Source organism: Rickettsia lanei (genome assembly GCF_056242675.1).
Map to the genome: position 1 here is coordinate 319,965 of NZ_CP172233.1, position 22,269 is coordinate 342,233.

A 22,269-nucleotide genomic window follows, 5' to 3' on the forward strand; every position below is an offset into this window, starting at 1 on the left:
TTTTTATGTATAGATTATATGTCATTCCGTAGCGGTGTTGGCCTTGTTGCATGGCTCGAGAAATCTGCTTGGTGTCATCCCGTGGACAAACCATGGGATGACAGGGAGGGAATCGCTCCACGCGGGCAATGCCCGCTCGCAATGACTATTTAGTATCCATATTCTCCTAACACCTTAATAACATCATCATATATATAATATTCAGAAGCATTAGTTTTGAGCAATAATTCTGTAGCCGGGACACAATGATTACTCTTCACCATAACCAGCGGTGTTAGACCTGATTTATATACGCAGTGTGTTCAATTAAAAACTGTATTAATTCTTCACCGCAATTAGCTTTTATAGCATGATGCAGAGCTATACGTCCTAATTGGTCTTTGTACTGGGCATCAACACCTTTACTATATAAATAAAGTTTCTACTAACTCTAAATCACCGGCATATATTGCTTTTTGTAAAAGCTTTTGTCCTAAAACTTTATCAAATGCGAATGTCAATGATAAATATATTTATGTCATTCCTGCGAAAGCAGGAATCCAAGAAAAAATTATAGATACAGCAAATTTTTGAAATTTAAAGCTCGCTTTATGCTGGATTTCTGCTTTTGCAGGAATGACATAAGAGCCATGCAACAACGCCTACGGCTGCGTAGCACATGACGAAAAAATACCCTACCTCTCAGGCAATAATATCTCTCTTTTACCTGTATGATTCGGTGGTGAGACTATTCCCTCTTTCTCCATCTTCTCAACTAAGTTGGCAGCTTTGTTATAGCCAATTCTAAGCGACCTTTGGATATAGCTAATGGAAGATTTGCGTTCGTCACGCACTATCTGCACAGCTTTTTTGTAAAGCACGTCATCAGAGGTGCCGTCACCGATATCAATGCTACTATCGTCTTCTTCAGGTTGCTCGATAACGGCAGAGATATATTCAGGCGTACCTCTCTCTTTCAAATATTCCGTAATTTGCTCAATTTCGGCTTCATTAACAAACGGTCCGTGTACCCTACTTATCTTGGAAGTACTCCCCATAAATAACATATCACCCATACCGAGTAACTGCTCGGAGCCTTGCTCTCCTAAAATCGTTCGGCTATCGATTTTAGAGGTAACTTTAAAACTAATACGACTTGGAAAATTGGCTTTAATGACACCAGTAATAACGTCTACAGAAGGTCTTTGCGTTGCCATAATAATATGGATGCCTGCCGCTCTTGCCATCTGAGCAAGCCTTTGAATCAGCATTTCAATATCCTTACCAGCAACTAACATTAAATCAGCCATCTCATCAACAATAACCACTATGTAAGGCAGTTTTTCCATGTTCATTGTAACGGTTTCGTAAATAGGCTTACCTGTTTCAGGGTCAAAACCAGTTTGAATCGAACGCTCAATTACCCTATTCTCTTTAACCGCTTCTAAGATTTTTGCATTATAACCTGCGATATTCTTAACACCGATATTGCTCATCATTCTATAACGGTTTTCCATTTCCTTAACTGCCCATTTAAGAGCAACTACCGCTTTAGAAGGCTCGGTTACCACAGGAGTTAGCAAATGCGGTATTCCATCATAAGCCGATAATTCAAGCATTTTCGGATCAATCATGATAAAGCGACATTCTTCGGGAGTATAGCGGTATAAGAGCGACACAATCATCACATTAATACCGACGGATTTACCCGAGCCGGTGGTTCCTGCTACTAATAAATGAGGCATTTTAGCAAGATCGGCAATCAGCGGCTTACCTGCTAAATCTTTACCCAAGACTAACGGCAATAAAGTTGATTTGTCTTGGTATTCTGGGGTCTCTATAAGTTCTTTTAAGCAAAAGAATTCACGCTGCTTATTAGGAAGCTCAATACCAAGTACATTTTTGCCGGGTATGACTGCTATCCTTGTTGATAAAGCAGATAGTGAGCGTGCTATATCGTCAGATAATCCTACTACTCTTGATGTTTTCGTACCTGCTGCCGGCTCAAATTCATATTGAGTTACCACCGGTCCTTGATTGATATTAATTATCTGCCCTTTAACTCCAAAATCATTCAGCACGGTTAATAACTCTTCAGCCTTTTGTTTAAGCTCTGAGGACGAAGCTCCTTTTACATGATGTTTTTCAGGATCACGTAATAACGAAATAGGCGGCAATTCTGCTATTGCGCTTTGAGATATTTTAGGGCTAACAGGTTTGCTAAAGAATTTTATAGGATTTGCAGGTACGGATCTCGCTTCTTCAGGAAATTTTACTTTTTCACTTACAGGCTTTTGGTAAGAAGAAGTTATATTTATCTTATCATTGTTTTTAGTAGGGAATAATCTTATCGACGACAATCGTGAAAATACATTATGTAAAAAAGATTGTATCCGATAGATTAAAAATTTCCCTAGCTTAATAATAAAATTACTTAAAGAAGTAAATTTAATTTCAAATAAAACAACTAATATAATAAAGGTAAAAAATATTAATAATAAGTATAGTTGATTTGTAAATCGCTCAAAAAAATTAGAAGCTATTATTCCGATAGCTCCACCTGCATTTGCCGGTATGAATTCTAGCTTAATCTTAGATAATAATGTGCTACTGCTAACGAGAGCAAGCAACATTACAAACATACGGATAAATGAGCCGCGATATCTTCCATACCAACAATTTCTCCCCCAAACAAAGCAAGCAAGCGGTATGATAAAAGCAGCCAACCCAAAAAATTGATATAAACAATCCGATAAATAAGAGCCAAAAATTCCTACTAAATTACTATGGTACTCTGTTGTGACCGAGTTAAACGACGGATCGTCTATATTATATGACGTGAGAACAGTAATAATCCCAAGCCCGATTATCCCTAAGATAACCGCTTGTACCTTATTGTTTGAAAGAATTTTATTTATGTAATATAGCATAGTTTTAAATATTAAGCTAAATTATGAGTTTTATATCTTTTTCTATAATACTCTATAGGCTTTTCAATAAAGAAATAATTATTACTGTTATAAAAGTAACCAACGTATTAAGAAATGTCCCATTATCAGCCCAATATACAGGTAATATATTATACAAGACAATTAAATGACAACAATATATTGGGTAGAGAGTAAAGCAATTAATTTGTCTAACTTATTATCTTTGGTTAAGTCAAATATTTTTCCTAAAGATAGAGCAAATAAACAATAAAAAAGTAATTTTTTTAGTTGAGGCTCTATTGGGATAAACGGAAAAGTAATAATTATTAATATAATATATAAATAGAGTAATTGACTAAGCCAAGACTTTTTTTCGTTTATTTCTTGACTAGTATAAATATAAAATGCTTGACTACCAATTAAGAAAACTGCAAGTTCAGAAGGAAAGAATCTATAAGACCAAGAATCTCCTATAAATCCATTAAACTGAAGAATAATTCTAGTAATTAAAGATATACAAATTATGGATAAAATATAGATATTTTTCTTTTTTAGAATCCAAGGTGCCATTAAATAAAAAGAAATTTCTAGCCCAATTGACCAACCAGGAGGTATCAACAAAAATTGATAAAGAGGAGGCGTGGAGTCAATAAAGTATTTTGTAAAATGTACTGTATTATTATTAATTCCAATAAACATTGTTACATCTTGCAACAACATTGTTAGGTTTACAAAAATTAAAAAAACCAGCCGGAAATGAAAGATTACACAATTGCTTAAAAAAGAAAATTTTTGCTGCAAGAAGAAAGTAACTAAAATACAAAAGATATAAGTAGGATAAAGCCTTAAATATCTACGTTTCCAAAATTTTATTTTGCTTGTATAATTGCTCTGAATCATAGCCATATAAAAGCCGGAAATCATGAAAAAAGATTGTACTGCAATTGTTGTACCTATAAATTTAAGCAATGGATGAGAAGTTGAATGTGCAGCCACAACAGAAAGAGCAAATAATAACCTCACTACACCCATTATGTTAAATAATAATTATATTAGCAATTATATAATATCCAAAACCTACATCAAGTAACATAGCAGCACTTCTCACAATAATAGGATAAGTTATTTACATAAAAAGAGCCATTTTGTATTATGAAAATATATTTTTTTGAGGGAAAGGTAACCAAAATTCATGACCATAAAAATCCACACGGGAAAAGATTTCATAAAGATGCGGGCAGCAGGAAAATTAGCTGCAGAGACGCTCGATTTTATTACTGATCACGTAAAACCGAATGTCACCACTAATAGTTTAAATGGCCTTTGTCATAATTTTATTACTTCTCATAATGCCATTCCTGCACCGTTAAATTACAAAGGCTTTCCGAAATCGATTTGTACTTCTATAAATCATGTGGTTTGTCACGGCATTCCAAACGATAAACCGTTAAAAAACGGTGATATAGTAAATATTGATGTTACGGTAATTTTAGACGGTTGGTACGGTGATACTAGCCGTATGTATTATGTCGGTGACGTAGCAATTAAGCCCAAGCGTCTTATTCAAGTAACTTATGATGCAATGATGAAAGGGATTGAAGTAGTTAGACCCGGTGCTAAACTCGGTGATATCGGACATGCTATTCAAAGCTATGCCGAGAAACATAATTATTCTGTGGTTAGAGATTATACGGGTCACGGTATCGGAAGAGTTTTTCATGACGAACCGTCAATATTAAATTACGGTCGCAGCGGCACGGGTCTAACGTTAGAAGAAGGGATGTTTTTCACCGTTGAACCTATGATAAATGCCGGTAATTATGACACTATATTAAGTAAACTAGATGGATGGACAGTTACTACACGTGATAAATCATTATCGGCTCAATTTGAGCATACTATAGGCGTGACTAAAGACGGTTTTGAAATATTTACGTTATCACCTAAAAAACTTGATTATCCTCCATACTAAACTGTAGGGTAAAAATTGATTTTGTTGTATGGCTATCTATGTCATTCCCGCGGGACATTGTTGCGTGGATCAAAAAACGCACTCAGTGTCATCCCGTGGCTTGACCACGGGATCCAAAAAGCATTTAAAAAGACTAGATCCCGCAATCAAGTTAGCTAGGATGACATTAAAGATTACTGGATTCCCGCTTTTAGCTAGGAATGATATCAGCAACATTTTACTTTATTTATAATTTGAATAAACATAAAGAATGTTAGAAAATAATTTGTTAGAATTTAGTAATGATGAAATAATAGATACGCCTCATTATATAGGTCACCGTAAAAGAGTAAAAGAACGCTTCGTTGCCGCTGGAGCAGAACATTTTTCTGATTACGAATTACTTGAAGTAATGTTATTTTCGGCTATCCCTCGTAAAGACATAAAACCTCTTGCTAAAAAATTACTTGATCATTTTGATATTACGGATTTAATTAACCTTGATAAGGAAAGGCTACTTAGTATTAAAGGCACCAATGAAAATTTATATATCAATTTTGCTCTACGTGAGCTGATACATTAGAGTATTGAAACAAAAAATAATAAATAAAAATATTAATGCTTCTTGGAGTTCTTGGATTGATTATTTAAAAGTTAATATGGGCAATATGCGACTCGAGCAATTTCGTATATTATTTTTGAATAAGAAAAATATTTTAATTGCTGATGAGGTTTTAAGTCAAGGAACTATAGACCAAGCTGCGGTATATCCACGTGAGATAATTAAACGAGCTTTATTTAACGAAGCAAGCAGCCTTATACTTGTGCATCATCATCCAAGCGGTAGCCCTGAACCTTCAAAAGCCAACATTCATATGACAAATAAGATAGTAGAGACATGCCAAACCGTAAATATTATAGTTTTAAATCTAATATGTTCCTATGAATATAAATAGCTACAGCACATTATTTATTTTTTCTTTTATATCCACCGCTATATTAACATATATATTAACTAAATATCTTCCTACTATCGGTTTAGTTGATATACCAAGTAACCGTCGTTCTCATGATAAGATAACACCGCGCGGCGGCGGTCTTGCTATTGTAGTTGTTGTAATGATTGCTTTGAGCGGGTTTGAATATATAACGAGCAATAACTTTGTTAATTCAATAAAAATATTACCGTTATTATTGGCAATTGCTGCGATTTCCTTTTTAGATGACTTAAAAGCTGTACCTATTCTAATTCGTTTAATAGTCCACTTAATTTGTGCAGCTTTTGCTATTTTTCTTTTTTCGCAGCTAAACTCTGTACATATACTAATATATTCTATTTTAGTTATAGCTTTAAGCGGTTTTATTAATATATATAATTTTATGGACGGTATAGACGGTATGAGTTGTGTTGAATCTATCCATCTATCTAGTACTATGCTTATATTATGTTTTTTACAATTTCCGACTATTAATAATCCATATTTTATAGCTAGTGTAAATGTTATTATTCTTGGTTGTTCTTGTGGTTTTTTAATATTTAATTGGCACCCGGCAAAAATATTTTTAGGAGACGTGGGAAGTATTAGTCTTGGATTCTTAACGGGTCTTTGTTTGCTCCTGCTGGCTCTTACAAGCACTAATTTATTTATAGCTTGTGCTATTGCTAGCTTATATTACATCACTGATGCAGTGCTAACCATATTAATTCGGCTACTCAATAAAGAAAAAATTTGGCAGCCTCATTTAAAACATTTTTTTCAAAAAGCAGTACAAAAAGGCAAATCTCATAAACAAGTAGTATCGATTATAGCAGTTTGTAATATATTTTTAATGATCATATCGGTTACATCTTTACATTTTCCCGTAATATCTATAATGCTTGCTTTAGCCGTCATAACTTTAACAGTGCAGAGTTTATTAAAATGAAACTAATTAAAGAGGATATCGATAAAATAGTTAGGCGTATATTTGCTAAACAACATCCATTGCTGCCTGAAATCATGATTAACTGGAATAAAATAGTCGGGTTTAACTTCAGCACTAAAGCATTACCTTTAAAAATCACCACCTATACTTATAAAAAACAAAAGATTAATACACTGTTTATACAAGCTGAAGATAATGCTACTGCAGCAGAATTACCTTATTATCAAGATATTATTCTAGAACGTATTAAAATTTATTTAGGCTTTGCAGCAATACATCAAATAAACGTAACGTTTTATAAAGGCAAAAAGAGTCTTTAGATTAAGAGTTTGTTGGCATGAATATCAATGCCATCTCTACTATAACTCCGCAAGCTTGTAGGTGTTGTTGCCTGGCTCAGTTTATGTCATTCCCGCAGAAGCGGGAATCTAGTAAAACATCAAAAAACAAGTTTTTTTAGTTTACCAAATTTAGTTTACCAAATATGTATATCAATATTGAAGTTATTTTGCTGGATTCCCACTTCCGCGGGAATGACATCGTATGCGCTAACCATACAACCACTCTGCAGCCGTAGGATCTAGGAAAAATAATAAAAATACTGTAAATCAGAATTTTTTACTGGATTGCTTCGTCAATTACTTCGTAATTTTCCTCGCAATGACAAAAAAACTGAATCATGCGATAATACCTTGCAGTCGCTTAGCTCATGACGTCTCAGTATCCACGTAGGCAATACCAAGACATACAAAAAAAAGGAGTCTTTAATAAAAACTCCTTTTTCGTGTTAATAGCTTGTAAAAAGATTTCAGACTAATTACATATCAAATCTTAATCCTGCCATTAAGTTATGACCTTTATAACGGGTTCCACCAAATTTAACTTTATCCCCGTCAATAGTTTTGGTGGTATTTTTTGTTTTACCGTAATCTCTCCAGCTATAAACTAGTTCAGCTTTTACACCTTGTGTAACTTCAAATGAAGTTCCTAAAGATAACTGATAAGCAAAGTTAGTTTTGTTTTTAGTAGTACCGTTGAAAGTGCCAGTTACACCACCTTTAATATCTTTAGAGTTAATTTTTTCCTTTACAAAAGCAGCACCAACACCTGCACCTGCAAATACTTTAAACATGCTTAAATCGACGAAATCAACATAACCGTTAAGTAATACACTTACAATAGTAGGTTTATTTTTTACTGAGAAAGAATTACCGTCTGGATAAGTTTTTGATTTCTTTAAATGACTACTTGCTACCGTTCCAATTGTTAAATCGGTTCTTAGATTATCCATGATATAGTAACCCGCACCGATCTCACCTGTAAATCCTGTATTAGACTTTATATTATTTAACTTAAAATCTGCTCCTTTAGGTTTTGTTTTGTTAAACATCACACCACCAGCATTAAGTTTTAAATACCATTGATTTTCCACAGATGATGACATCGATGAATTAGTAGATGAATCTACAGAAGAATTCATATCGCAATCAGCAAATGAAAGACCAGAAGTTAAAAGTGCTGTGCTTGCAGCTGCTATTAAAAGTAATTTTTTCATATTGTTAAATTTTTCCTTTAAATTTTATTAGTTGTTAGTAAAAACGATATTAGATAATAATTTTACAATTGTTACCTAAATTCGATAAAAAATAGCTTTAAGTGACATTTCTGAGTTGTCATCTAATATCACTCCGTGGCTTAACCACCGCCGGAATCCAGTCTTTTTTTTTATTTCTAGATACCGTGGTTAAGCCACGGTATGATGTTAGGTTACCTAAAACTATTAATATATTCTTGTTAATTATATATCAAATCTTATACCAGCTGTTAAGTTATGGCTTTGATAATGCATACCACCGGTTGGTACACTTGTTCCTTGGTAAATTACATTCTTACTTTTTGTTCTACCATCATCTATCCAGCTATAAGCTAGTTCTACTTTAACACTGTCGGCAATTTGTGCAGAAGTACCTAAAGTTAGCTTGTAAGAAATATTAGTTCTGTTTTTAGTGTTAGATGAAAGACCGGTTATCCCATTATATGTAATTTTTTCTTTAACTAATGCAGGACCAACACCGGCACCAGCAAAAACATCGAACATATCAAAATTAGTTAAATCTACATAACCGTTAATAAGTAAACGTGTAATAGTAGGTTTATGGCTTACTGAAACATTAGTACGGGTAAAAGGTGCATTAGTCGCAGCTCCGGATTTCTTTAACTTACCACCGATTATAGTACCTAAAGTTAAATCGGCTCTAAAGTTTTCGGAAATATAATAACCGATACCTAAAGCAACTGGAACAGTTGTATTAGATTTTAATTTAACACCGGTTGCCTTATCTTTTTCTTCATTAAACATTGCTGCACCGGTATCTATTCTTAAATACCACTCATGATCCATGCCCTCAGCAAATGATACGCTAGAAGACAAAATTGTTGCACTTGTAGCAGCTATTAAAAGTAACTTTTTCATGATTAGCACCTCAAATTAAATAATTAAACATTATCTTAATGGCATATATAACATATTATATTTTTTAGTTCTATATTTAATCGGCAATTAGATTCACATAATAAAACTTTTATTAAGTTTTGTGACAAAATAAACACATATAGTTAATTCATGTTATTTTAGGTTCTGTGAAGATTTCTAATTGATTTGTTATTTTGAGATATTTTGAAGGAATAGGATTAACTATTCCTTCAAAAATCTTATAATTTTCGCTTCAAAATATCTCAAAATAACAAATCAATTAGAAATCTTCACAGAACCTATGTATTTATTAAACTTATCTTTCTCATCTTTAAATTTATCGGCATCAGGCAAAGCAGTTTTTTTTTTGGTAATATTTTTCCATCCTTTATTTTCTATAAAATCTTTTGCACGTTCTACCCATTCTATTAACCCCGGTGATTCAGGTTTAATAGCACCTATAGGACAATCAGGAACACAAACGCCGCAATCTATACATTCATCGGGATTAATGACTAACATAAAATCATCTTCCCTTTCACCTTCATAAAAACAATCTACAGGACATACTTCAACACAATCGGTATATTTACATTTTACGCATTCATCGGTTACAACATAAGTCATTTTATTATCTGTTTTTGATTTTGTCGATTAATATAGCAGTTCTTAAAAGTAATACTAATAGAAAATATAATATAAAACTAATAAACATGATAATTAAAGGCTTTAGCATTGAAGAGTGAATAGTTGGACTCCCTAGCCTTAAAACACTAGCAGGCTGATGCAAACTATACCAAATATTTACCGAGAATTTTACTATCGGTATGTTAATCAATCCGATAAGAGCAATAATAGAAGAAGGATTTTGTGCCTTTCTTATATTATCCGCACTATTCACCATAATAATATAGCTTAAATATAATAAAAATAATATAAGCATGGAGGTAAGTCTTGCATCCCAAACCCACCATGTCCCCCATATAGGTTTTCCCCATAAAGAACCTGTTACTAAACTAATCAAAGTAAAAGTAGCCCCAACGTAACTAGAAGCTACGGCTAGCAAATAGCTAATAGTAGTTTTCCATACTAAACAGCTAAAACTGCATACTGCCATGAACACATAAACACCAAGAGCCATCCAAGAGGCAGGGACATGAACATACATAATGCGTACAAAATCACCTTGCTGATAATCTACCGGCGAAACTATGAGGGCTAAATAAAGACCTATAGTCATCATTACGCAAGTAGATATAGCTAATATAGGTATTATAACCTTTGATAATTTATTAAAATAATAGGGGGTTAATAGTTTTAGCATGTTTTCTTACTTCTTTATGTCATTCTGTGGTTAGAAATAACAGTTCTTATCCTCTTAAAAAACTCTTTCATTAATAGCCCCGAACCTTCGGCAAGAATTCCGCTATATATTTCCGGTCTATGAAAACAAGCACTACTGTTAAAATATCGCAAATTACTTTCGATTGCTCCGTGCTTGGAATCAGAAGCCCCATAAAATAAACGTTTTAACCTGCTATGAGCTATAGCTGCCGCACACATAGCACAAGGTTCTAAAGTAACGTAAATATCATAATCATTTAAATTTTTAGAAGATATAAGATTACATGCTTCATTAATAGCAATAATTTCAGCATGATAAAGAGCGTTATTTTTTTCTTCCGTATTGTTATGGGTACTAGCAATAATTTTCTGATTTAACCTATCTACAACTACCGCTCCGACCGGGACTTCATTTTTATCAAAAGCAATCTTTGCTTGTTTTAAAGCTTGCTCCATGAAAAAATTATTAAAATTAGCTTCTTTATCTAACAATATATTCACGGTACTTTACGTGTTCTTCGATTCCAAAAGGATCTTGGTGGATAATTATTTCAGCCTCCGGAAATTCCTGCAATATTTCAAAAGCAATCTCATCGCTAATTTTATGAGCATTATAAAGCGACATATTGCCGTCCATTTCCAGATGGCACTGGATAAAAGCTTTTTGACCGGCATATCTAGTTTTCATTTCGTGCATACCTTTTGCCCCTAAATGGTTATTCACTATCGAGATAATTTTTTGTCTGTCTTGTTCGGGTAATTCATGATCTACTAAATTTTTAAATGCCTTTTTAAATAAAGAATAAGAAGAGTGAAATATATATAACGAAATAACTACACCAAATAATGGGTCAACAAACCAAAAATAATCACTTAAATTTATAGAGATAATTACTATAACATTAGTGAGTAAGTCCGTGAAATAATGAAGCTTATCGGCTTTTACTATTTCCGATCCTGTTTTTTTAATTACATAAGTTTGGTAAAACACTAAAATAATTGTTAAGAATATACATACATACATTACAGTAGTAACGTCGCTAATATTCTCCGGTTTTGTTTTTTCAAATAAAGATTTAACCGAAGAAAAGCCTACAAAAAAAGCTGAAGCAAAGAAAAATATCGATTGAGAAAAAATTGTTAAATCCTGCAGTTTTTCATACCCGAATCGATGATGATGATCTGGCGGTTGCAGGGCAAATCTTAAAGCTATTAGATTAATAAAGGAGGAAGTTATATCAAGCATTGAATCCATTAAAGAAGCAAGGATTGATTGCGAATCGGTAACAACCCAAGCATATAATTTTATACTTAAAATAATTAATGCCGTAGTAACCGATAAATAAGATGCCGATTTTATTAACCGATTACGGCTATTAGTATCCATGACAAATCTTTCCAATTTATTTATTTGTAGTTTAACAAAGAAAATATAAAATTCAATTATAATGAGGTGCTGTGAACAAAATTAAAAATAATATTTTAAAATACAAATAATTTAAATTTTGTTTACAGAATCTAGTTTTAGCTTTACAAAATTCTAAAAACCATATACTTATTAATTATATATTATATTTAGAGAGAATTATATGAAACTATTATCTAAAATTATGATTATAGCTCTTGCAACTGCTATGTTACAAGCCTGTAACGGTCCGGGCGGTATGAATAAACAAGGTACAGGAACACTTCTTGGCGGTGCTGGCGGCGCATTACTTGGTTCTCAATTCGGTAAGGGCAAAGGACAGCTTGTTGGAGTAGGTGTAGGTGCATTACTTGGAGCAGTTCTTGGTGGACAAATCGGTGCAGGTATGGATGAACAGGATAGAAGACTTGCAGAGCTTACCTCACAGAGAGCTTTAGAAACAGCTCCTAGTGGTAGTAACGTAGAATGGCGTAATCCGGATAACGGCAATTACGGTTACGTAACACCTAATAAAACTTATAGAAATAGCACTGGTCAATATTGCCGTGAGTACACTCAAACAGTTGTAATAGGCGGAAAACAACAAAAAGCATACGGTAATGCATGCCGCCAACCTGACGGACAATGGCAAGTTGTGAATTGATAGACAAAACGTCATTGCGAGGAAAATTACGAAGTAATTGCCGAAGCAATCTCAGGAATTTTATTATTTCATGAGATTGCCACGCAGCTTATGGCTGCTCGCAATGACGTTATAACAAAAGGAGCAACCTATGACTTTCATAATAACAAGTACGACATTTAAACATAATGATCGCATTCCTGATAAATTTACTTGTAAAGGACAAAATGTTTCACCGCATCTAGAGTGGAGTAATGCTCCTTCAGGTACTAAATCTTTTGCACTTATAATGGATGATCCGGATGCACCGGTAGAAATAGCACCGCCACACGGTATATGGGATCATTGGGTAATATATAATATTTCTGCTTCTATTACTAAGCTTTCAGAAGGACAAATAGATAGTAGTATTAAAATTTAAAATAATAGCTGGCAAGAAAAAAAATACGGCGGTCCTTGTCCACCTGCCGGCAAACCTCATCGTTATTTTTTTAAACTATATGCCCTAAATGATTATCTTGAGCTTGATGAGAATGCTAGCAAGCCAGATTTAGTATTAGCCCTGCAAAAACATTTACTTAGCCGAGGCAGCACTAATCGGCATTTATTCTATTTAATGAATGCTATTTATTGCCCACTGTGTCGTCCCGTGGCTTAACCACGGGATCTAGAAAAATAACTTAAAACATTAATAACTTTAGTATTTATTACTGGATCCCGTGGTCAAGCTACGGGATGACAGAAGTGAACTGACACATGCAAAAACCTATAATCGAGTTTCGTAACGTATCTAAAAAATTCGGTAATAAATTGCCGATAAATAACGTTAGTTTCACTGTCAAAAAAAATAATATCACTACTTTAATCGGACCTAACGGTGCAGGTAAAACTACCATAGTACGCTTAATGCTTGGACTTGAAAAACCTACAAGCGGCGAGATTATAATTGATCCCAAACTAAAAATTGGATATGTACCGCAGAAGTTCGGATTAACCCCTGATTTACCTATTACAGTAAAAAATTTTTTAGAGTTGTTAGCACCGAGTAATTTTAATAACAATATTAAAGAGATTAACTCATTTATTGATTTGGAACATATAAAAGATCAAGAAATTTCTAAGCTCTCAGGAGGGCAGTTTCAAAAGGTAGTTCTTACATGTTCAATAGTTAATAATCCCGACTTAATTATTTTAGATGAACCGTTACAGTCTTTAGACGTAACAAGCCAACAAGAATTTTATCAACTTATTAATTTGATTCGTAAAAAGCTCAATATTACGGTTTTTATGATTTCTCATGATTTATTTACTGTAATAAAAAACTCCGATCAAGTGATATGCTTAAACGGTCACATATGTTGCAGCGGAATACCAAATGCAATAACTCCTAACTCTGAATTCTCAAATGCACTTTCTGCTCTAGGCTTCTATACTCACCACCATGACCATAAGCATTAGAATTCTTGCATAACTTATTTGTCTCCAAAAGGATCTCTCCTTATTAGCTATGTTATGCAAGAATTCTATTATACTTGAATTGTATTCCACGCTCACCTAAGCTTGTTCTGTAGCACCACCTATAACTCTACTGTTAATGCATTGTGATCCGTATTATCGAACTGAGTTAAATCATTTTCATTTGTATTACCTGATTCTTGTTGGCCTGTTATCACATTAAACAATTCTTTCGTAATGAGCCTGACCTTAGATAAGCTTTTTACCTTATAACTATTTTCAATAAAGAGTTTCTGCTGACTTGGTTCCATTGCAAGTAATTCTTTCACACTAACACCGGCGTCAGTCAAACTTTTTATATTATCGTCATTTTCAACAAAGAATTCTTGTTTATTGTTTTCTATATTCGAAATTTGTGCAAAAGTAAAACCTATGTTAAGCAACGATATTTCCTCTTCTGTTAAATCTCGGTTAATTTGCTTACTTATTATAATTTGTTGTAGTAATTTACTATCAGTTTTTAGCTCTTCAATAGTAGAATATTGATTAACCTGGTTATTAGCATTTTTTCCTAAGTTTAATTCTATTGTTGGTACTTCTCTTGTAATAGGATAAACATTTGTTGCATCGCCATATATAAATCTTGCTCCATTGGTTTTGGATGAAGTATAGTGTTTATATCAAGTTTAGGAGTTTGTCCGCCACATCCTACATATAAATTTAATGCTTGTTTTTGTAATGCTTCTCTCAATTTATTTATTATAGGTACAAATAATAATTTATCTTCTTTCCCTAAATGCTCAAATGAATCTAGTACCATACATAGAAGTGGCTTTTTCATTCTTTTTTCCCTCTCCAGCAAGCCAAGCATATGACTGAGCTCTTATATTTCCTTTATCATCCGTAATTATATAAAAACCGGCATTTGCTTTACTCATACCGTCTAAAATACATCTTTCGGAATTATGTCCTATAGATTGGCAAGAATTACTAAATTTACCAAGCATAAAACCTTTCATATCATCGGCAGGTAATTTAGGAAAATTATACTTTTTGCCTGTTACCTCCATATCAAAATTAATATCAGGCATATAATATTCTTTTATAAAGTTCAATGCTTTTTGAAAGCTATTATTATCTAGTTTTCCTTTTAAAGAAAAATTAGTTAAATTTTTTGCATGTAATTTATTTTCTTCTGATAATTCTTCTGCGTTGTACTTATAAGATTCTTTAATTACTATTTCAGTTACTTGATTTACTAATTCTTTAAATCATTTTTAGTTATCTGCTGAAAATCATTTAATTTATTTTCTTTAAGAATTTTTTGAAATTTTTCAGTTTTTTCCAGTAAGTGTGCATTTTGGTTTATTCCAGCTTTTTTTAAAGTCATGGGATTACTTTTAGCATTTTCTTCTAAGGTTGTTATGGCCTTTTCTAAATTAATTTTTTCTTTTGGATCACTAGCTTTCGCTAGTTTTTTGTTTAATTGTTCCAAGCGTTGCTTTGGCTCTTGTTTATCTATCCATTCTTCGGTAGTTAATAAATTATAAATTTTTTCAATACTATTAAATGTAACTTTCATTAATTTCTTCTTTTATAATTATTCTACAAAAAACCATAAAACATGGTAATAACCACAAAATATGATAATTTTTAGAAAATAGCAAGGATTAGATTAATTTTTCTTAACGAAATCAAGGGATGAGTGTTAAGGATAATTTAGAAATACATCAAATAGCAAATTATATAGAGTAACTTACTATTTATATTAGATCACACCAAATATTGCTTTAAATATCTACCGGTATGGCTTTCCTCACAGGCAGCGATGTCGGCAGGGGTGCCACATACAACTATCTTACCGCCTTTGTCGCCACCTTCAGGACCGACGTCAATAATATAATCTGCAGTTTTTATAACATCTAAATTATGCTCGATAACTAAAACGGTATTGCCCATATCAACAAGTTTATGTAACACTTTTAACAATTTATTAATATCGTCGATATGTAATCCCGTAGTCGGTTCATCAAGTATATAAAGCGTTTTACCGGTTGAACGTCTTGATAATTCTTTAGCAAGCTTAACGCGTTGTGCTTCACCACCTGAAAGAGTAGTAGCAGACTGACCGATTTTAATATAGCCTAGACCCACTTCATTTAAGGTAATTAATTTTTCATAGATTAACGGTATTTTTTCAAAAAACTGCATCGCATCTTCTACAGTCATCATCAAAATATCGGCAATAGATTTACCTTTATATTTTATTTCAAGCGTTTCTCTATTATATCTGTGACCGTTACAAATATCACACTTTACATATACGTCAGGTAGGAAATGCATCTCTATTTTTATTAGCCCATCACCTTGGCATGCTTCACATCTACCACCTTTAACGTTAAACGAAAACCTGCCTACTTTATACCCTCTAGCTTTTGATTCAGGTAACTCCACAAACCAATCCCTAATATGGGTAAAGGCACCTGTATAAGTCGCAGGGTTTGAACGAGGAGTTCTACCTATCGGAGATTGATTAATATCGATAATTTTATCAATATATTCAAGTCCTTTTAACTCTCTATATTTGCCGGGAAATACTTTGCTAGTTGGCTCTAAATGCTTTAGAGCCGCTTTATATAGAGTATGAATCATCAAGCTTGATTTACCGCTTCCCGATACTCCCGTTATAGCAGTAAAAGTACCAAGCGGAATTTTGATATCAACATTATCTAAATTGTTGGAAACCGCCCCAAGTAATTCAATTGCTCTATTATCATGCCCTACTCTTGTTTCAGACGGCACTTTGATTGTTTGACGACCACTTAGATACCTACCTGTGATACTTTCTTCACAATTCTTTATTTCTTCAGCATTTCCTTCCGCAATAACACGACCGCCGTGAATACCGGCTCCCGGTCCTATATCAATAATATGGTCTGCTTCATATATTGTTTCTTCATCATGCTCGACTACCAAAACGGTATTACCCAAATCTCTAAGCCTTTTTAGTGTCTCAATTAATCTTGTATTATCTCGTTGATGAAGACCAATAGACGGCTCATCAAGTACATATAAAACACCGCTCAGTCCTGAACCTATTTGAGATGCAAGACGAATACGCTGACTTTCCCCCCCCGATAAAGTACCTGCTTCTCGTGATAACGTTAGATAATCAAGCCCGACATTCATAAGAAATTTTAATCTCTCGGTAATTTCTTTGAGTATACGCTCAGCAATAAATAATTGCTTTTTATTTAATTTTTCTTCTAAGTGACTAAACCATTTTTGCAAGGCTGCAATACTCATACCTGCTACTTCGCCTATATGAAAATTTGCTATTTTAACGCATAATGCTTCGTCTTTTAATCTAAACCCTGAACAAGCAGTACATTTATGCTCTGACTTAAATTTAGCTAGTTCTTCTTTAATTAAAACCGATTCTATAGTACGGTCCTTTTCTTGCAAACTTGGTATTATACCGGCAAAAGGTTGTTTTATTATTTGCGTTTTAGAACCATCGTGAAATTCAAACTTTATTGCCTCTTCTCCTGAACCTTCAAATAAAATATCCTTAACATTTTGTGATAAACTTACAAAAGGTACTTCAATAGAAAATTTATAATGATCGGCAAGAGCCTTTAATGTCTCTAGGATAAATTTAGAAGCTGTACTACCCCAAGGCACTATTGCACCGTCTTTAATAGCAATTCTTTGATCCGGCACTATTAAATCTCTATCAAAGAAAAACTCCTTACCTATCCCTTCACATTTAGGACATGCTCCAAAAGGACTATTAAAAGAAAAGATTCGAGGCTCTATTTCAGTAAGCTGAAAACCCGATACCGGACAAGAATATTGCTCGGAAAAAGTAATACGCTGATTTTTTTCAAACTCGCTCTTAACTGCCGGCGGTAATTCTACAATTTCCAAATAAGTAATACCCTCGGCAAGATTTAACGAACTCTCTAAGCTATCTGCAAGTCTATTACCTAAACTTTCGTCTAGAACTATTCTATCAACGATCACTTCTATATTATGCTTCTTATTTTTATCAAGTTTCGGTAAATCATCAATTTCGCAAACTTCCCCGTTAACTATTAATTTCTGAAAGCCTTGCTTTTTCAAATTCATAATTTCACGCTTGAACTCACCCTTATGTCCTCTAACAATAGGAGCGAGTAAATATATTTTCGTACCCTTAGGTAGTTCGTTAATTATATCTACCATCTCGGAAATTGTTTGGCTATGTATCGGAAGACCGGTTGCCGGAGAGTAAGGAATACCCACCCTTGCATATAATAACCTAAGATAATCGTAAATTTCCGTTATAGTTCCAACCGTAGAACGTGGATTTTTGGAAGTAGTTTTTTGGTCAATTGCAATAGCAGGCGATAATCCAGAAATAGATTCTACATTAGGTTTATTTTGTAAATGTAAGAATTGCCTTGCATATGAAGATAAACTTTCAACATATCGCCTTTGACCTTCTGCATAAATAGTATCAAACGCTAAAGAAGACTTGCCTGAACCGCTAAGACCGGTGATAACAACAAATTTATTCCTTGGAATATTAACATTTATATTTTTTAGATTATGCTCTTTAGCACCGCGTACCTTAATGTATTCTTGGTTCATAATCACTTCACTACAAAATTTTTGAGATATTTTTTAAAAAACCTGTAGTATTATAGGCTCTTTTATTTTATTATTGCAATAGTAATATTTTACAGTAGGTAGTAATGGCAGGTAGTTTAAATAAAGTAATATTAATAGGTAATGTAGGGCGTGATCCGGAAATAAGAACTACGGGCGAAGGAAAAAAAATCATTAATCTTTCCTTAGCAACAACCGAAACTTGGAAAGATCGCATTACCAGCGAACGAAAAGAACGCACTGAATGGCATAGAGTAGTGATATTTAGTGAAGGGTTAGTATCTGTTGTAGAACGCTATGTCACAAAAGGTAGCAAATTATATATTGAAGGTTCATTGCAAACCCGTAAGTGGAATGATAATTCAGGTCAAGAAAAATATACCACGGAAGTTGTGTTACAAAACTTTAATTCACAATTAATATTATTAGATAGTAAAAACTCTAATAATCATAATCAAGATTCAGGGCATAGCGAATATAAACATCCTGAAACTAAAAATCATTCCTTTGACCATAGCGACTTAGACGACGAAATACCGTTTTAATCAAAATTGTTATGAAAAATTTTATTTGGGCAATAATATTTTTAATACCAATATTTCTTTCAGGGTGTTCTACTACTCATGATGTAGCTAGAAGGGTAAAGCATTCGCAAGATATAGCAACTCAAAATAACTTTCAGATGGGGCTAGTAAACGGTGGTGATTTTACTCTTACGACTTATCAGCGTATTACCGACCGTAACCTACCTTTTGTATTCTATATTGAGGGAGATGGACATCTTGCGGATGGATCTGCTAATTCCGACAACCCTACTCCCGTTAATCCGATGCTCTTAAAGCTTGCTACAATGGATAAAAGACCGAATATTGTTTATATAGCAAGACCTTGCCAATATACTCCTTTAGATATGAACCCAAAATGCATTAGCGATTATTGGTTAGATAAAAGAATGGGGCAGGAAATTGTAGATTCAATTAACAATGTCATAAATATTATCAATAACGGACAAAAATTTAGCTTAGTCGGCTTCTCCGGTGGCGGCGGGCTTACAATATTAATTGCCGCTCAAAATAGTAATGTTAAAGATATTATAACGATTGCCGGTAATTTAGATACTAAAAAGTTTGATAAATATCATAATTATCGTGGTTACTTAGTTAAATCCTTAAACCCGATAAATTATGCAAAACAGGTTAATAATATCCCTCAATTACATCTCTCCGGCATGGATGACAAAAGAGTCCCGCCTTTCATAGCAGCACTTTACGTAAAAGCAAGTAACTCACCGTGTGTAAAAAAGCAAACTTTTCCTAATATTTCTCATACAAAAGGTTGGGATCAAGTTTGGTCTAATATATTAGAGATTCCTCTGATTTGTAATTAGGCATTAGGAAATATTATTAATTTATATTCAAGCACTTATCATGGCTTTTGCCCTTAATGTTATGCCGGCTGTACCAAATTGTTTTAGACATTTTCCAATCTTTAAACGCTTTACTTCCGTAACATTTACATATGCTGTATCAACTGCTTGTATGTATGTTATTAGCTCTTTTGGTTTTCCTCATTTAATAAAAACCTTTAGAAACTGGGAAGTATTAATTATTATGATTCCAACAAGTATTGGATTTGGTATATTTCATTTTGAAAAATTGGAGAAAGAAAGTGGAAATTATCCGACAAAATCTTTTGCTCCTTCTCCGGTGATGTCTGCTTAATTGATAAATATTTATAGCAGGTTTTCTATAATATCTCTTAGTTTAAGCGTATTATTAGAGAATTACAGGAAATAATCAAAAGTTTTAATAATTAGTAATAATTATAATCTATAATATTGCCGACGTTTCACTAAGCCTTGCAGCTTAAGACTGCCTTTAGCACACATCTATTGCAATAACTCGTTAGCAGCATTTGCATATTCCCCTCGGTTTAGCTTTTGCTGCAATGTTGATGCTTGAAATGCCCTAGCCCCACAGTTGAAAATAAACAAGATTAAGGCGGCTTGTTGGTTTTCGGTTAATGGCACACCCTAGTAGACGATTATCGATACATTTACCAGCTTCGAGTAATTATTATTTATCTTTCTACAGATCCTCGCTTGCTTTTTTGCGATATATTCTTGGGAGTAGTAATAAGAAATGAGGAAGGGGAGATTTATGTTTGTTAATAGTAGCCCTTATGCGTTCTAGTGTTTGTTTAGTATTTTTATTAGCATGTGTTATAGCATCCATATAAAATACCTACTTCTTTCGGTTCTTTTTTGAAAACTTCTTTATTTCCTATGTTAGCCAAAGCTTTAAAACTATGTTTTATAACTTGTCCAATATTTTTAAAAACATGCGAATTATCTTTTTTAGCTGTTTCTTTGCACCATATATCTAGATTCTCTAATTCTTTTTTGAGTTCTTGAGAAATTGCTTTTTTGTTTTCAGGATTTTCATTCCATTTTTCATAAGAATTAATAATCTTTTCTAATTTTTCTTTAAACTCTTTTTCGTTATTACTCGGTTTTAAATTAAGCATTACACCAGAATGGTCTGATGTAGTTCTGTGAGGATATTAATAATCATTTCTTCTTTTAATCCATTATTAGCTCCATTAAGCAAATTTTCATATTTATGTCTACATATGGAACGATACTTGTGATATCATGATTATTAAATATTAGTTAACACAAAAGAAATTAAAGCTTTAATTAATAAACTTGAGAAATATTTTTAATATTTCGTTTTATAAGGTGATACATTTACTATTTAGAAGAAAGAGAAAAGCTGCTTAGTTTAGAGACTTGGTGAAAGACAATTAATATTCAGTTAAACGGTCAAAAGCTTGATTTTATGCTGAATCTGCGGTTTGATACGTTTGTAGAAATACCGAGAAATGCAGAATGGCGCACCCTAAAGGATTCGAACCTCTGACCCACAGATTAGAAATCTGTTGCTCTATCCAGCTGAGCTAAGGGTGCTAAACATTCATGGTAAACATTATATCAGTTTAAGCAAAGTTTTTCAAGGATTCTTTTTTTATATAATAAGCAAATATGATAAAAAATATTCATGAATAAATTCTACAATTACAATTCTTCTTCACATCAGGCTTTACTTAGTTTTAAAGTAAAGCCTAATTCTAAACAAAATCTAATTAGCAATTTTGTAATTATTAATAATATCCCATATCTAAAATTATCTATAAAAGCAATACCGGAACAAGGTAAAGCGAATGCAGAAATCATAAATTATTTAGCAAAAGAATGGAAATTATCACGTAGTAATATCGAAATTATTAAAGGTCATACTCATAGCTTAAAAACGATATTGATAAAAAATATTAATGAATACTATTTAAATTTGATTATTAATTCCTATATTAAATAAGGTGCAGTTGTTGCTAGACTTCCAATGTCATTCCCGCATAGGCGGGAATCCAGTTTATATTTATTATTTTCTAGATTCCTGTTTTCGCAGGAATGACATAAGCAGTCATATGACGAAAAAATAATTTATTAAC

At 33.0% G+C, this 22,269-nt stretch carries 25 protein-coding genes, 1 tRNA gene and 3 pseudogenes; 12 read left to right on the plus strand and 17 right to left on the minus strand.

All coding sequences use genetic code 11. From position 1 onward, the window contains the following. Positions 1 to 674 precede the first annotated feature (674 nt). Both ACHBLB_RS01895 and ACHBLB_RS01900 read right to left on the minus strand, forming a co-directional pair. On the minus strand, positions 675 to 2,909 hold the full coding sequence (locus ACHBLB_RS01895) for a DNA translocase FtsK (protein WP_475842237.1): 2,235 nt from the start codon (positions 2,907 to 2,909) through the stop codon (positions 675 to 677). Positions 2,910 to 3,071: 162 nt separating this feature from the next. Then, complete coding sequence (locus tag ACHBLB_RS01900; protein WP_475842240.1) at positions 3,072 to 3,941, minus strand: acyltransferase family protein; 870 nt, start codon at positions 3,939 to 3,941, stop codon at positions 3,072 to 3,074. A 160-nt stretch (positions 3,942 to 4,101) separates the two neighbouring features. Between ACHBLB_RS01900 and map the strand changes: the two genes are divergently transcribed. From map to ACHBLB_RS01925, 5 genes are all read left to right on the plus strand, one after another. Then, complete coding sequence (map, locus tag ACHBLB_RS01905) at positions 4,102 to 4,881, plus strand: type I methionyl aminopeptidase (RefSeq protein WP_012151385.1); 780 nt, start codon at positions 4,102 to 4,104, stop codon at positions 4,879 to 4,881. Positions 4,882 to 5,131: 250 nt separating this feature from the next. Then, the gene (locus ACHBLB_RS01910; protein WP_014365057.1) at positions 5,132 to 5,443 is read left to right on the plus strand and encodes a UPF0758 domain-containing protein; all 312 of its coding nucleotides are present in this window, start codon (positions 5,132 to 5,134) and stop codon (positions 5,441 to 5,443) included. A 4-nt stretch (positions 5,444 to 5,447) separates the two neighbouring features. Then, complete coding sequence (locus ACHBLB_RS01915) at positions 5,448 to 5,816, plus strand: JAB domain-containing protein (RefSeq protein WP_014411119.1); 369 nt, start codon at positions 5,448 to 5,450, stop codon at positions 5,814 to 5,816. Then, positions 5,803 to 6,786 carry an MraY family glycosyltransferase gene (locus tag ACHBLB_RS01920; RefSeq protein ID WP_475842242.1) on the plus strand — a complete coding sequence of 328 codons (984 nt, stop codon included), beginning with the start codon at positions 5,803 to 5,805 and terminating at the stop codon, positions 6,784 to 6,786. Before ACHBLB_RS01915 ends, ACHBLB_RS01920 begins: the two co-directional genes overlap by 14 nt. After that, complete coding sequence (locus ACHBLB_RS01925) at positions 6,783 to 7,106, plus strand: DciA family protein (RefSeq protein WP_014365060.1); 324 nt, start codon at positions 6,783 to 6,785, stop codon at positions 7,104 to 7,106. The genes ACHBLB_RS01920 and ACHBLB_RS01925 overlap by 4 nt, the downstream gene beginning before the upstream one ends. A 497-nt stretch (positions 7,107 to 7,603) precedes the next feature. Here the strand turns inward: ACHBLB_RS01925 and ACHBLB_RS01930 are convergent, their stop codons facing one another. The 6 genes from ACHBLB_RS01930 to ACHBLB_RS01955 all read right to left on the minus strand — a co-directional run bounded on the left by ACHBLB_RS01930 (position 7,604) and on the right by ACHBLB_RS01955 (position 11,990). Then, positions 7,604 to 8,341, minus strand: a complete 738-nt coding sequence (locus tag ACHBLB_RS01930; protein WP_475842244.1) for an outer membrane protein — start codon at positions 8,339 to 8,341, stop codon at positions 7,604 to 7,606. Positions 8,342 to 8,584: 243 nt separating this feature from the next. Further along, complete coding sequence (gene adr, locus ACHBLB_RS01935) at positions 8,585 to 9,259, minus strand: adhesin Adr (RefSeq protein WP_475842246.1); 675 nt, start codon at positions 9,257 to 9,259, stop codon at positions 8,585 to 8,587. Between the two features lie 276 nt (positions 9,260 to 9,535). Beyond that, the gene (locus ACHBLB_RS01940) at positions 9,536 to 9,886 is read right to left on the minus strand and encodes a ferredoxin family protein (RefSeq protein WP_012151392.1); all 351 of its coding nucleotides are present in this window, start codon (positions 9,884 to 9,886) and stop codon (positions 9,536 to 9,538) included. Positions 9,887 to 9,890: 4 nt separating this feature from the next. Continuing rightward, positions 9,891 to 10,583 (minus strand): heme ABC transporter permease CcmC, encoded by a 693-nt coding sequence (gene ccmC / locus ACHBLB_RS01945; protein WP_475842248.1) that lies wholly within the window; start codon positions 10,581 to 10,583, stop codon positions 9,891 to 9,893. A 14-nt stretch (positions 10,584 to 10,597) separates the two neighbouring features. Then, a complete protein-coding gene (locus ACHBLB_RS01950) occupies positions 10,598 to 11,104 on the minus strand; it encodes a nucleoside deaminase (protein ID WP_475842251.1) in 507 nt (168 codons plus the stop codon). Continuing rightward, positions 11,085 to 11,990 carry a cation diffusion facilitator family transporter gene (locus ACHBLB_RS01955; RefSeq protein WP_475842704.1) on the minus strand — a complete coding sequence of 302 codons (906 nt, stop codon included), beginning with the start codon at positions 11,988 to 11,990 and terminating at the stop codon, positions 11,085 to 11,087. Before ACHBLB_RS01955 ends, ACHBLB_RS01950 begins: the two co-directional genes overlap by 20 nt. Before the next feature lie 202 nt (positions 11,991 to 12,192). Between ACHBLB_RS01955 and ACHBLB_RS01960 the strand changes: the two genes are divergently transcribed. Further along, entirely contained in the window at positions 12,193 to 12,672 is a 480-nt protein-coding gene (locus ACHBLB_RS01960; protein ID WP_475842253.1) for an RT0821/Lpp0805 family surface protein, read from the plus strand. On the opposite strand, the pseudogene ACHBLB_RS01965 reads toward ACHBLB_RS01960, so the two are convergent. After that, positions 12,671 to 12,757: pseudogene (locus tag ACHBLB_RS01965) on the minus strand (lytic transglycosylase domain-containing protein); the annotation flags it as partial. The gene ACHBLB_RS01960 and the pseudogene ACHBLB_RS01965 sit on opposite strands and share 2 nt — an antisense overlap. A gap of 45 nt (positions 12,758 to 12,802) precedes the next feature. On the opposite strand from ACHBLB_RS01965, the pseudogene ACHBLB_RS01970 reads away from it, so the two are divergent. Both ACHBLB_RS01970 and ACHBLB_RS01975 read left to right on the plus strand, forming a co-directional pair. Continuing rightward, a pseudogene (locus tag ACHBLB_RS01970) lies at positions 12,803 to 13,268 on the plus strand (YbhB/YbcL family Raf kinase inhibitor-like protein). Between the two features lie 139 nt (positions 13,269 to 13,407). Continuing rightward, the gene (locus ACHBLB_RS01975) at positions 13,408 to 14,109 is read left to right on the plus strand and encodes an ATP-binding cassette domain-containing protein (RefSeq protein WP_475842255.1); all 702 of its coding nucleotides are present in this window, start codon (positions 13,408 to 13,410) and stop codon (positions 14,107 to 14,109) included. A gap of 119 nt (positions 14,110 to 14,228) precedes the next feature. Here ACHBLB_RS01975 and ACHBLB_RS01980 read toward each other — a convergent pair whose 3' ends face one another. The 5 genes from ACHBLB_RS01980 to uvrA all read right to left on the minus strand — a co-directional run bounded on the left by ACHBLB_RS01980 (position 14,229) and on the right by uvrA (position 18,741). Next, the gene (locus ACHBLB_RS01980; RefSeq protein ID WP_475842257.1) at positions 14,229 to 14,549 is read right to left on the minus strand and encodes a hypothetical protein; all 321 of its coding nucleotides are present in this window, start codon (positions 14,547 to 14,549) and stop codon (positions 14,229 to 14,231) included. A 140-nt stretch (positions 14,550 to 14,689) separates the two neighbouring features. Continuing rightward, positions 14,690 to 14,926 (minus strand): hypothetical protein, encoded by a 237-nt coding sequence (locus tag ACHBLB_RS01985; RefSeq protein ID WP_016830557.1) that lies wholly within the window; start codon positions 14,924 to 14,926, stop codon positions 14,690 to 14,692. Continuing rightward, complete coding sequence (locus ACHBLB_RS01990; protein ID WP_475842259.1) at positions 14,907 to 15,197, minus strand: hypothetical protein; 291 nt, start codon at positions 15,195 to 15,197, stop codon at positions 14,907 to 14,909. Before ACHBLB_RS01990 ends, ACHBLB_RS01985 begins: the two co-directional genes overlap by 20 nt. A 167-nt stretch (positions 15,198 to 15,364) precedes the next feature. Continuing rightward, on the minus strand, positions 15,365 to 15,688 hold the full coding sequence (locus ACHBLB_RS01995) for a hypothetical protein (RefSeq protein WP_475842261.1): 324 nt from the start codon (positions 15,686 to 15,688) through the stop codon (positions 15,365 to 15,367). A 191-nt stretch (positions 15,689 to 15,879) separates the two neighbouring features. Beyond that, on the minus strand, positions 15,880 to 18,741 hold the full coding sequence (uvrA, locus tag ACHBLB_RS02000) for an excinuclease ABC subunit UvrA (protein ID WP_475842263.1): 2,862 nt from the start codon (positions 18,739 to 18,741) through the stop codon (positions 15,880 to 15,882). Positions 18,742 to 18,845: 104 nt separating this feature from the next. On the opposite strand from uvrA, the gene ACHBLB_RS02005 reads away from it, so the two are divergent. From ACHBLB_RS02005 to ACHBLB_RS02015, 3 genes are read left to right on the plus strand one after another with little or no spacing between them, the layout of a single operon-like run. After that, positions 18,846 to 19,304, plus strand: a complete 459-nt coding sequence (locus ACHBLB_RS02005) for a single-stranded DNA-binding protein (protein WP_475842265.1) — start codon at positions 18,846 to 18,848, stop codon at positions 19,302 to 19,304. Between the two features lie 11 nt (positions 19,305 to 19,315). After that, a complete protein-coding gene (locus tag ACHBLB_RS02010; protein WP_475842267.1) occupies positions 19,316 to 20,146 on the plus strand; it encodes an alpha/beta hydrolase family protein in 831 nt (276 codons plus the stop codon). Positions 20,147 to 20,186: 40 nt separating this feature from the next. Continuing rightward, positions 20,187 to 20,480 (plus strand): hypothetical protein, encoded by a 294-nt coding sequence (locus tag ACHBLB_RS02015; RefSeq protein ID WP_475842269.1) that lies wholly within the window; start codon positions 20,187 to 20,189, stop codon positions 20,478 to 20,480. Positions 20,481 to 20,581: 101 nt separating this feature from the next. Here the strand turns inward: ACHBLB_RS02015 and ACHBLB_RS02020 are convergent. The 3 genes and pseudogenes from ACHBLB_RS02020 to ACHBLB_RS02030 all read right to left on the minus strand — a co-directional run bounded on the left by ACHBLB_RS02020 (position 20,582) and on the right by ACHBLB_RS02030 (position 21,727). After that, positions 20,582 to 20,788 (minus strand): annotated as a pseudogene (locus tag ACHBLB_RS02020) (glycoside hydrolase family protein). Between the two features lie 182 nt (positions 20,789 to 20,970). Then, positions 20,971 to 21,285: a hypothetical protein gene (locus tag ACHBLB_RS02025; protein ID WP_475842271.1), complete on the minus strand. Its 315-nt coding sequence runs from the start codon at positions 21,283 to 21,285 to the stop codon at positions 20,971 to 20,973. 365 nt (positions 21,286 to 21,650) lie between these two features. Continuing rightward, positions 21,651 to 21,727 (minus strand) — tRNA-Arg (locus ACHBLB_RS02030). A 91-nt stretch (positions 21,728 to 21,818) separates the two neighbouring features. On the opposite strand from ACHBLB_RS02030, the gene ACHBLB_RS02035 reads away from it, so the two are divergent. Then, complete coding sequence (locus ACHBLB_RS02035; protein WP_475842273.1) at positions 21,819 to 22,136, plus strand: A1G_07140 family DUF167 domain protein; 318 nt, start codon at positions 21,819 to 21,821, stop codon at positions 22,134 to 22,136. The last annotated feature ends 133 nt before the right edge of the window (positions 22,137 to 22,269 follow it).

Excerpts from the sequence above, each read along its gene's own strand:
- ACHBLB_RS02005 (WP_475842265.1), top strand. The coding sequence starts at position 18,846 with ATGGCAGGTAGTTTAAATAAAGTAATATTAATAGGTAATGTAGGGCGT.
- ACHBLB_RS01900 (WP_475842240.1), bottom strand. The coding sequence starts at position 3,941 with ATGGGTGTAGTGAGGTTATTATTTGCTCTTTCTGTTGTGGCTGCACAT.
- ccmC (WP_475842248.1), bottom strand. The coding sequence starts at position 10,583 with ATGCTAAAACTATTAACCCCCTATTATTTTAATAAATTATCAAAGGTT.
- uvrA (WP_475842263.1), bottom strand. The coding sequence starts at position 18,741 with ATGAACCAAGAATACATTAAGGTACGCGGTGCTAAAGAGCATAATCTA.
- ACHBLB_RS02035 (WP_475842273.1), top strand. The coding sequence starts at position 21,819 with ATGAATAAATTCTACAATTACAATTCTTCTTCACATCAGGCTTTACTT.
- ACHBLB_RS02015 (WP_475842269.1), top strand. The coding sequence starts at position 20,187 with ATGGCTTTTGCCCTTAATGTTATGCCGGCTGTACCAAATTGTTTTAGA.
- ACHBLB_RS01940 (WP_012151392.1), bottom strand. The coding sequence starts at position 9,886 with ATGACTTATGTTGTAACCGATGAATGCGTAAAATGTAAATATACCGAT.
- ACHBLB_RS01895 (WP_475842237.1), bottom strand. The coding sequence starts at position 2,909 with ATGCTATATTACATAAATAAAATTCTTTCAAACAATAAGGTACAAGCG.
- ACHBLB_RS01920 (WP_475842242.1), top strand. The coding sequence starts at position 5,803 with ATGAATATAAATAGCTACAGCACATTATTTATTTTTTCTTTTATATCC.
- ACHBLB_RS01910 (WP_014365057.1), top strand. The coding sequence starts at position 5,132 with ATGTTAGAAAATAATTTGTTAGAATTTAGTAATGATGAAATAATAGAT.
- ACHBLB_RS01975 (WP_475842255.1), top strand. The coding sequence starts at position 13,408 with ATGCAAAAACCTATAATCGAGTTTCGTAACGTATCTAAAAAATTCGGT.
- ACHBLB_RS01995 (WP_475842261.1), bottom strand. The coding sequence starts at position 15,688 with ATGAAAGTTACATTTAATAGTATTGAAAAAATTTATAATTTATTAACT.
- ACHBLB_RS02010 (WP_475842267.1), top strand. The coding sequence starts at position 19,316 with ATGAAAAATTTTATTTGGGCAATAATATTTTTAATACCAATATTTCTT.
- ACHBLB_RS01925 (WP_014365060.1), top strand. The coding sequence starts at position 6,783 with ATGAAACTAATTAAAGAGGATATCGATAAAATAGTTAGGCGTATATTT.
- map (WP_012151385.1), top strand. The coding sequence starts at position 4,102 with ATGACCATAAAAATCCACACGGGAAAAGATTTCATAAAGATGCGGGCA.
- ACHBLB_RS01985 (WP_016830557.1), bottom strand. The coding sequence starts at position 14,926 with ATGGTACTAGATTCATTTGAGCATTTAGGGAAAGAAGATAAATTATTA.
- ACHBLB_RS01955 (WP_475842704.1), bottom strand. The coding sequence starts at position 11,990 with ATGGATACTAATAGCCGTAATCGGTTAATAAAATCGGCATCTTATTTA.
- ACHBLB_RS01990 (WP_475842259.1), bottom strand. The coding sequence starts at position 15,197 with ATGCCTGATATTAATTTTGATATGGAGGTAACAGGCAAAAAGTATAAT.
- adr (WP_475842246.1), bottom strand. The coding sequence starts at position 9,259 with ATGAAAAAGTTACTTTTAATAGCTGCTACAAGTGCAACAATTTTGTCT.
- ACHBLB_RS02025 (WP_475842271.1), bottom strand. The coding sequence starts at position 21,285 with ATGCTTAATTTAAAACCGAGTAATAACGAAAAAGAGTTTAAAGAAAAA.
- ACHBLB_RS01960 (WP_475842253.1), top strand. The coding sequence starts at position 12,193 with ATGAAACTATTATCTAAAATTATGATTATAGCTCTTGCAACTGCTATG.
- ACHBLB_RS01930 (WP_475842244.1), bottom strand. The coding sequence starts at position 8,341 with ATGAAAAAATTACTTTTAATAGCAGCTGCAAGCACAGCACTTTTAACT.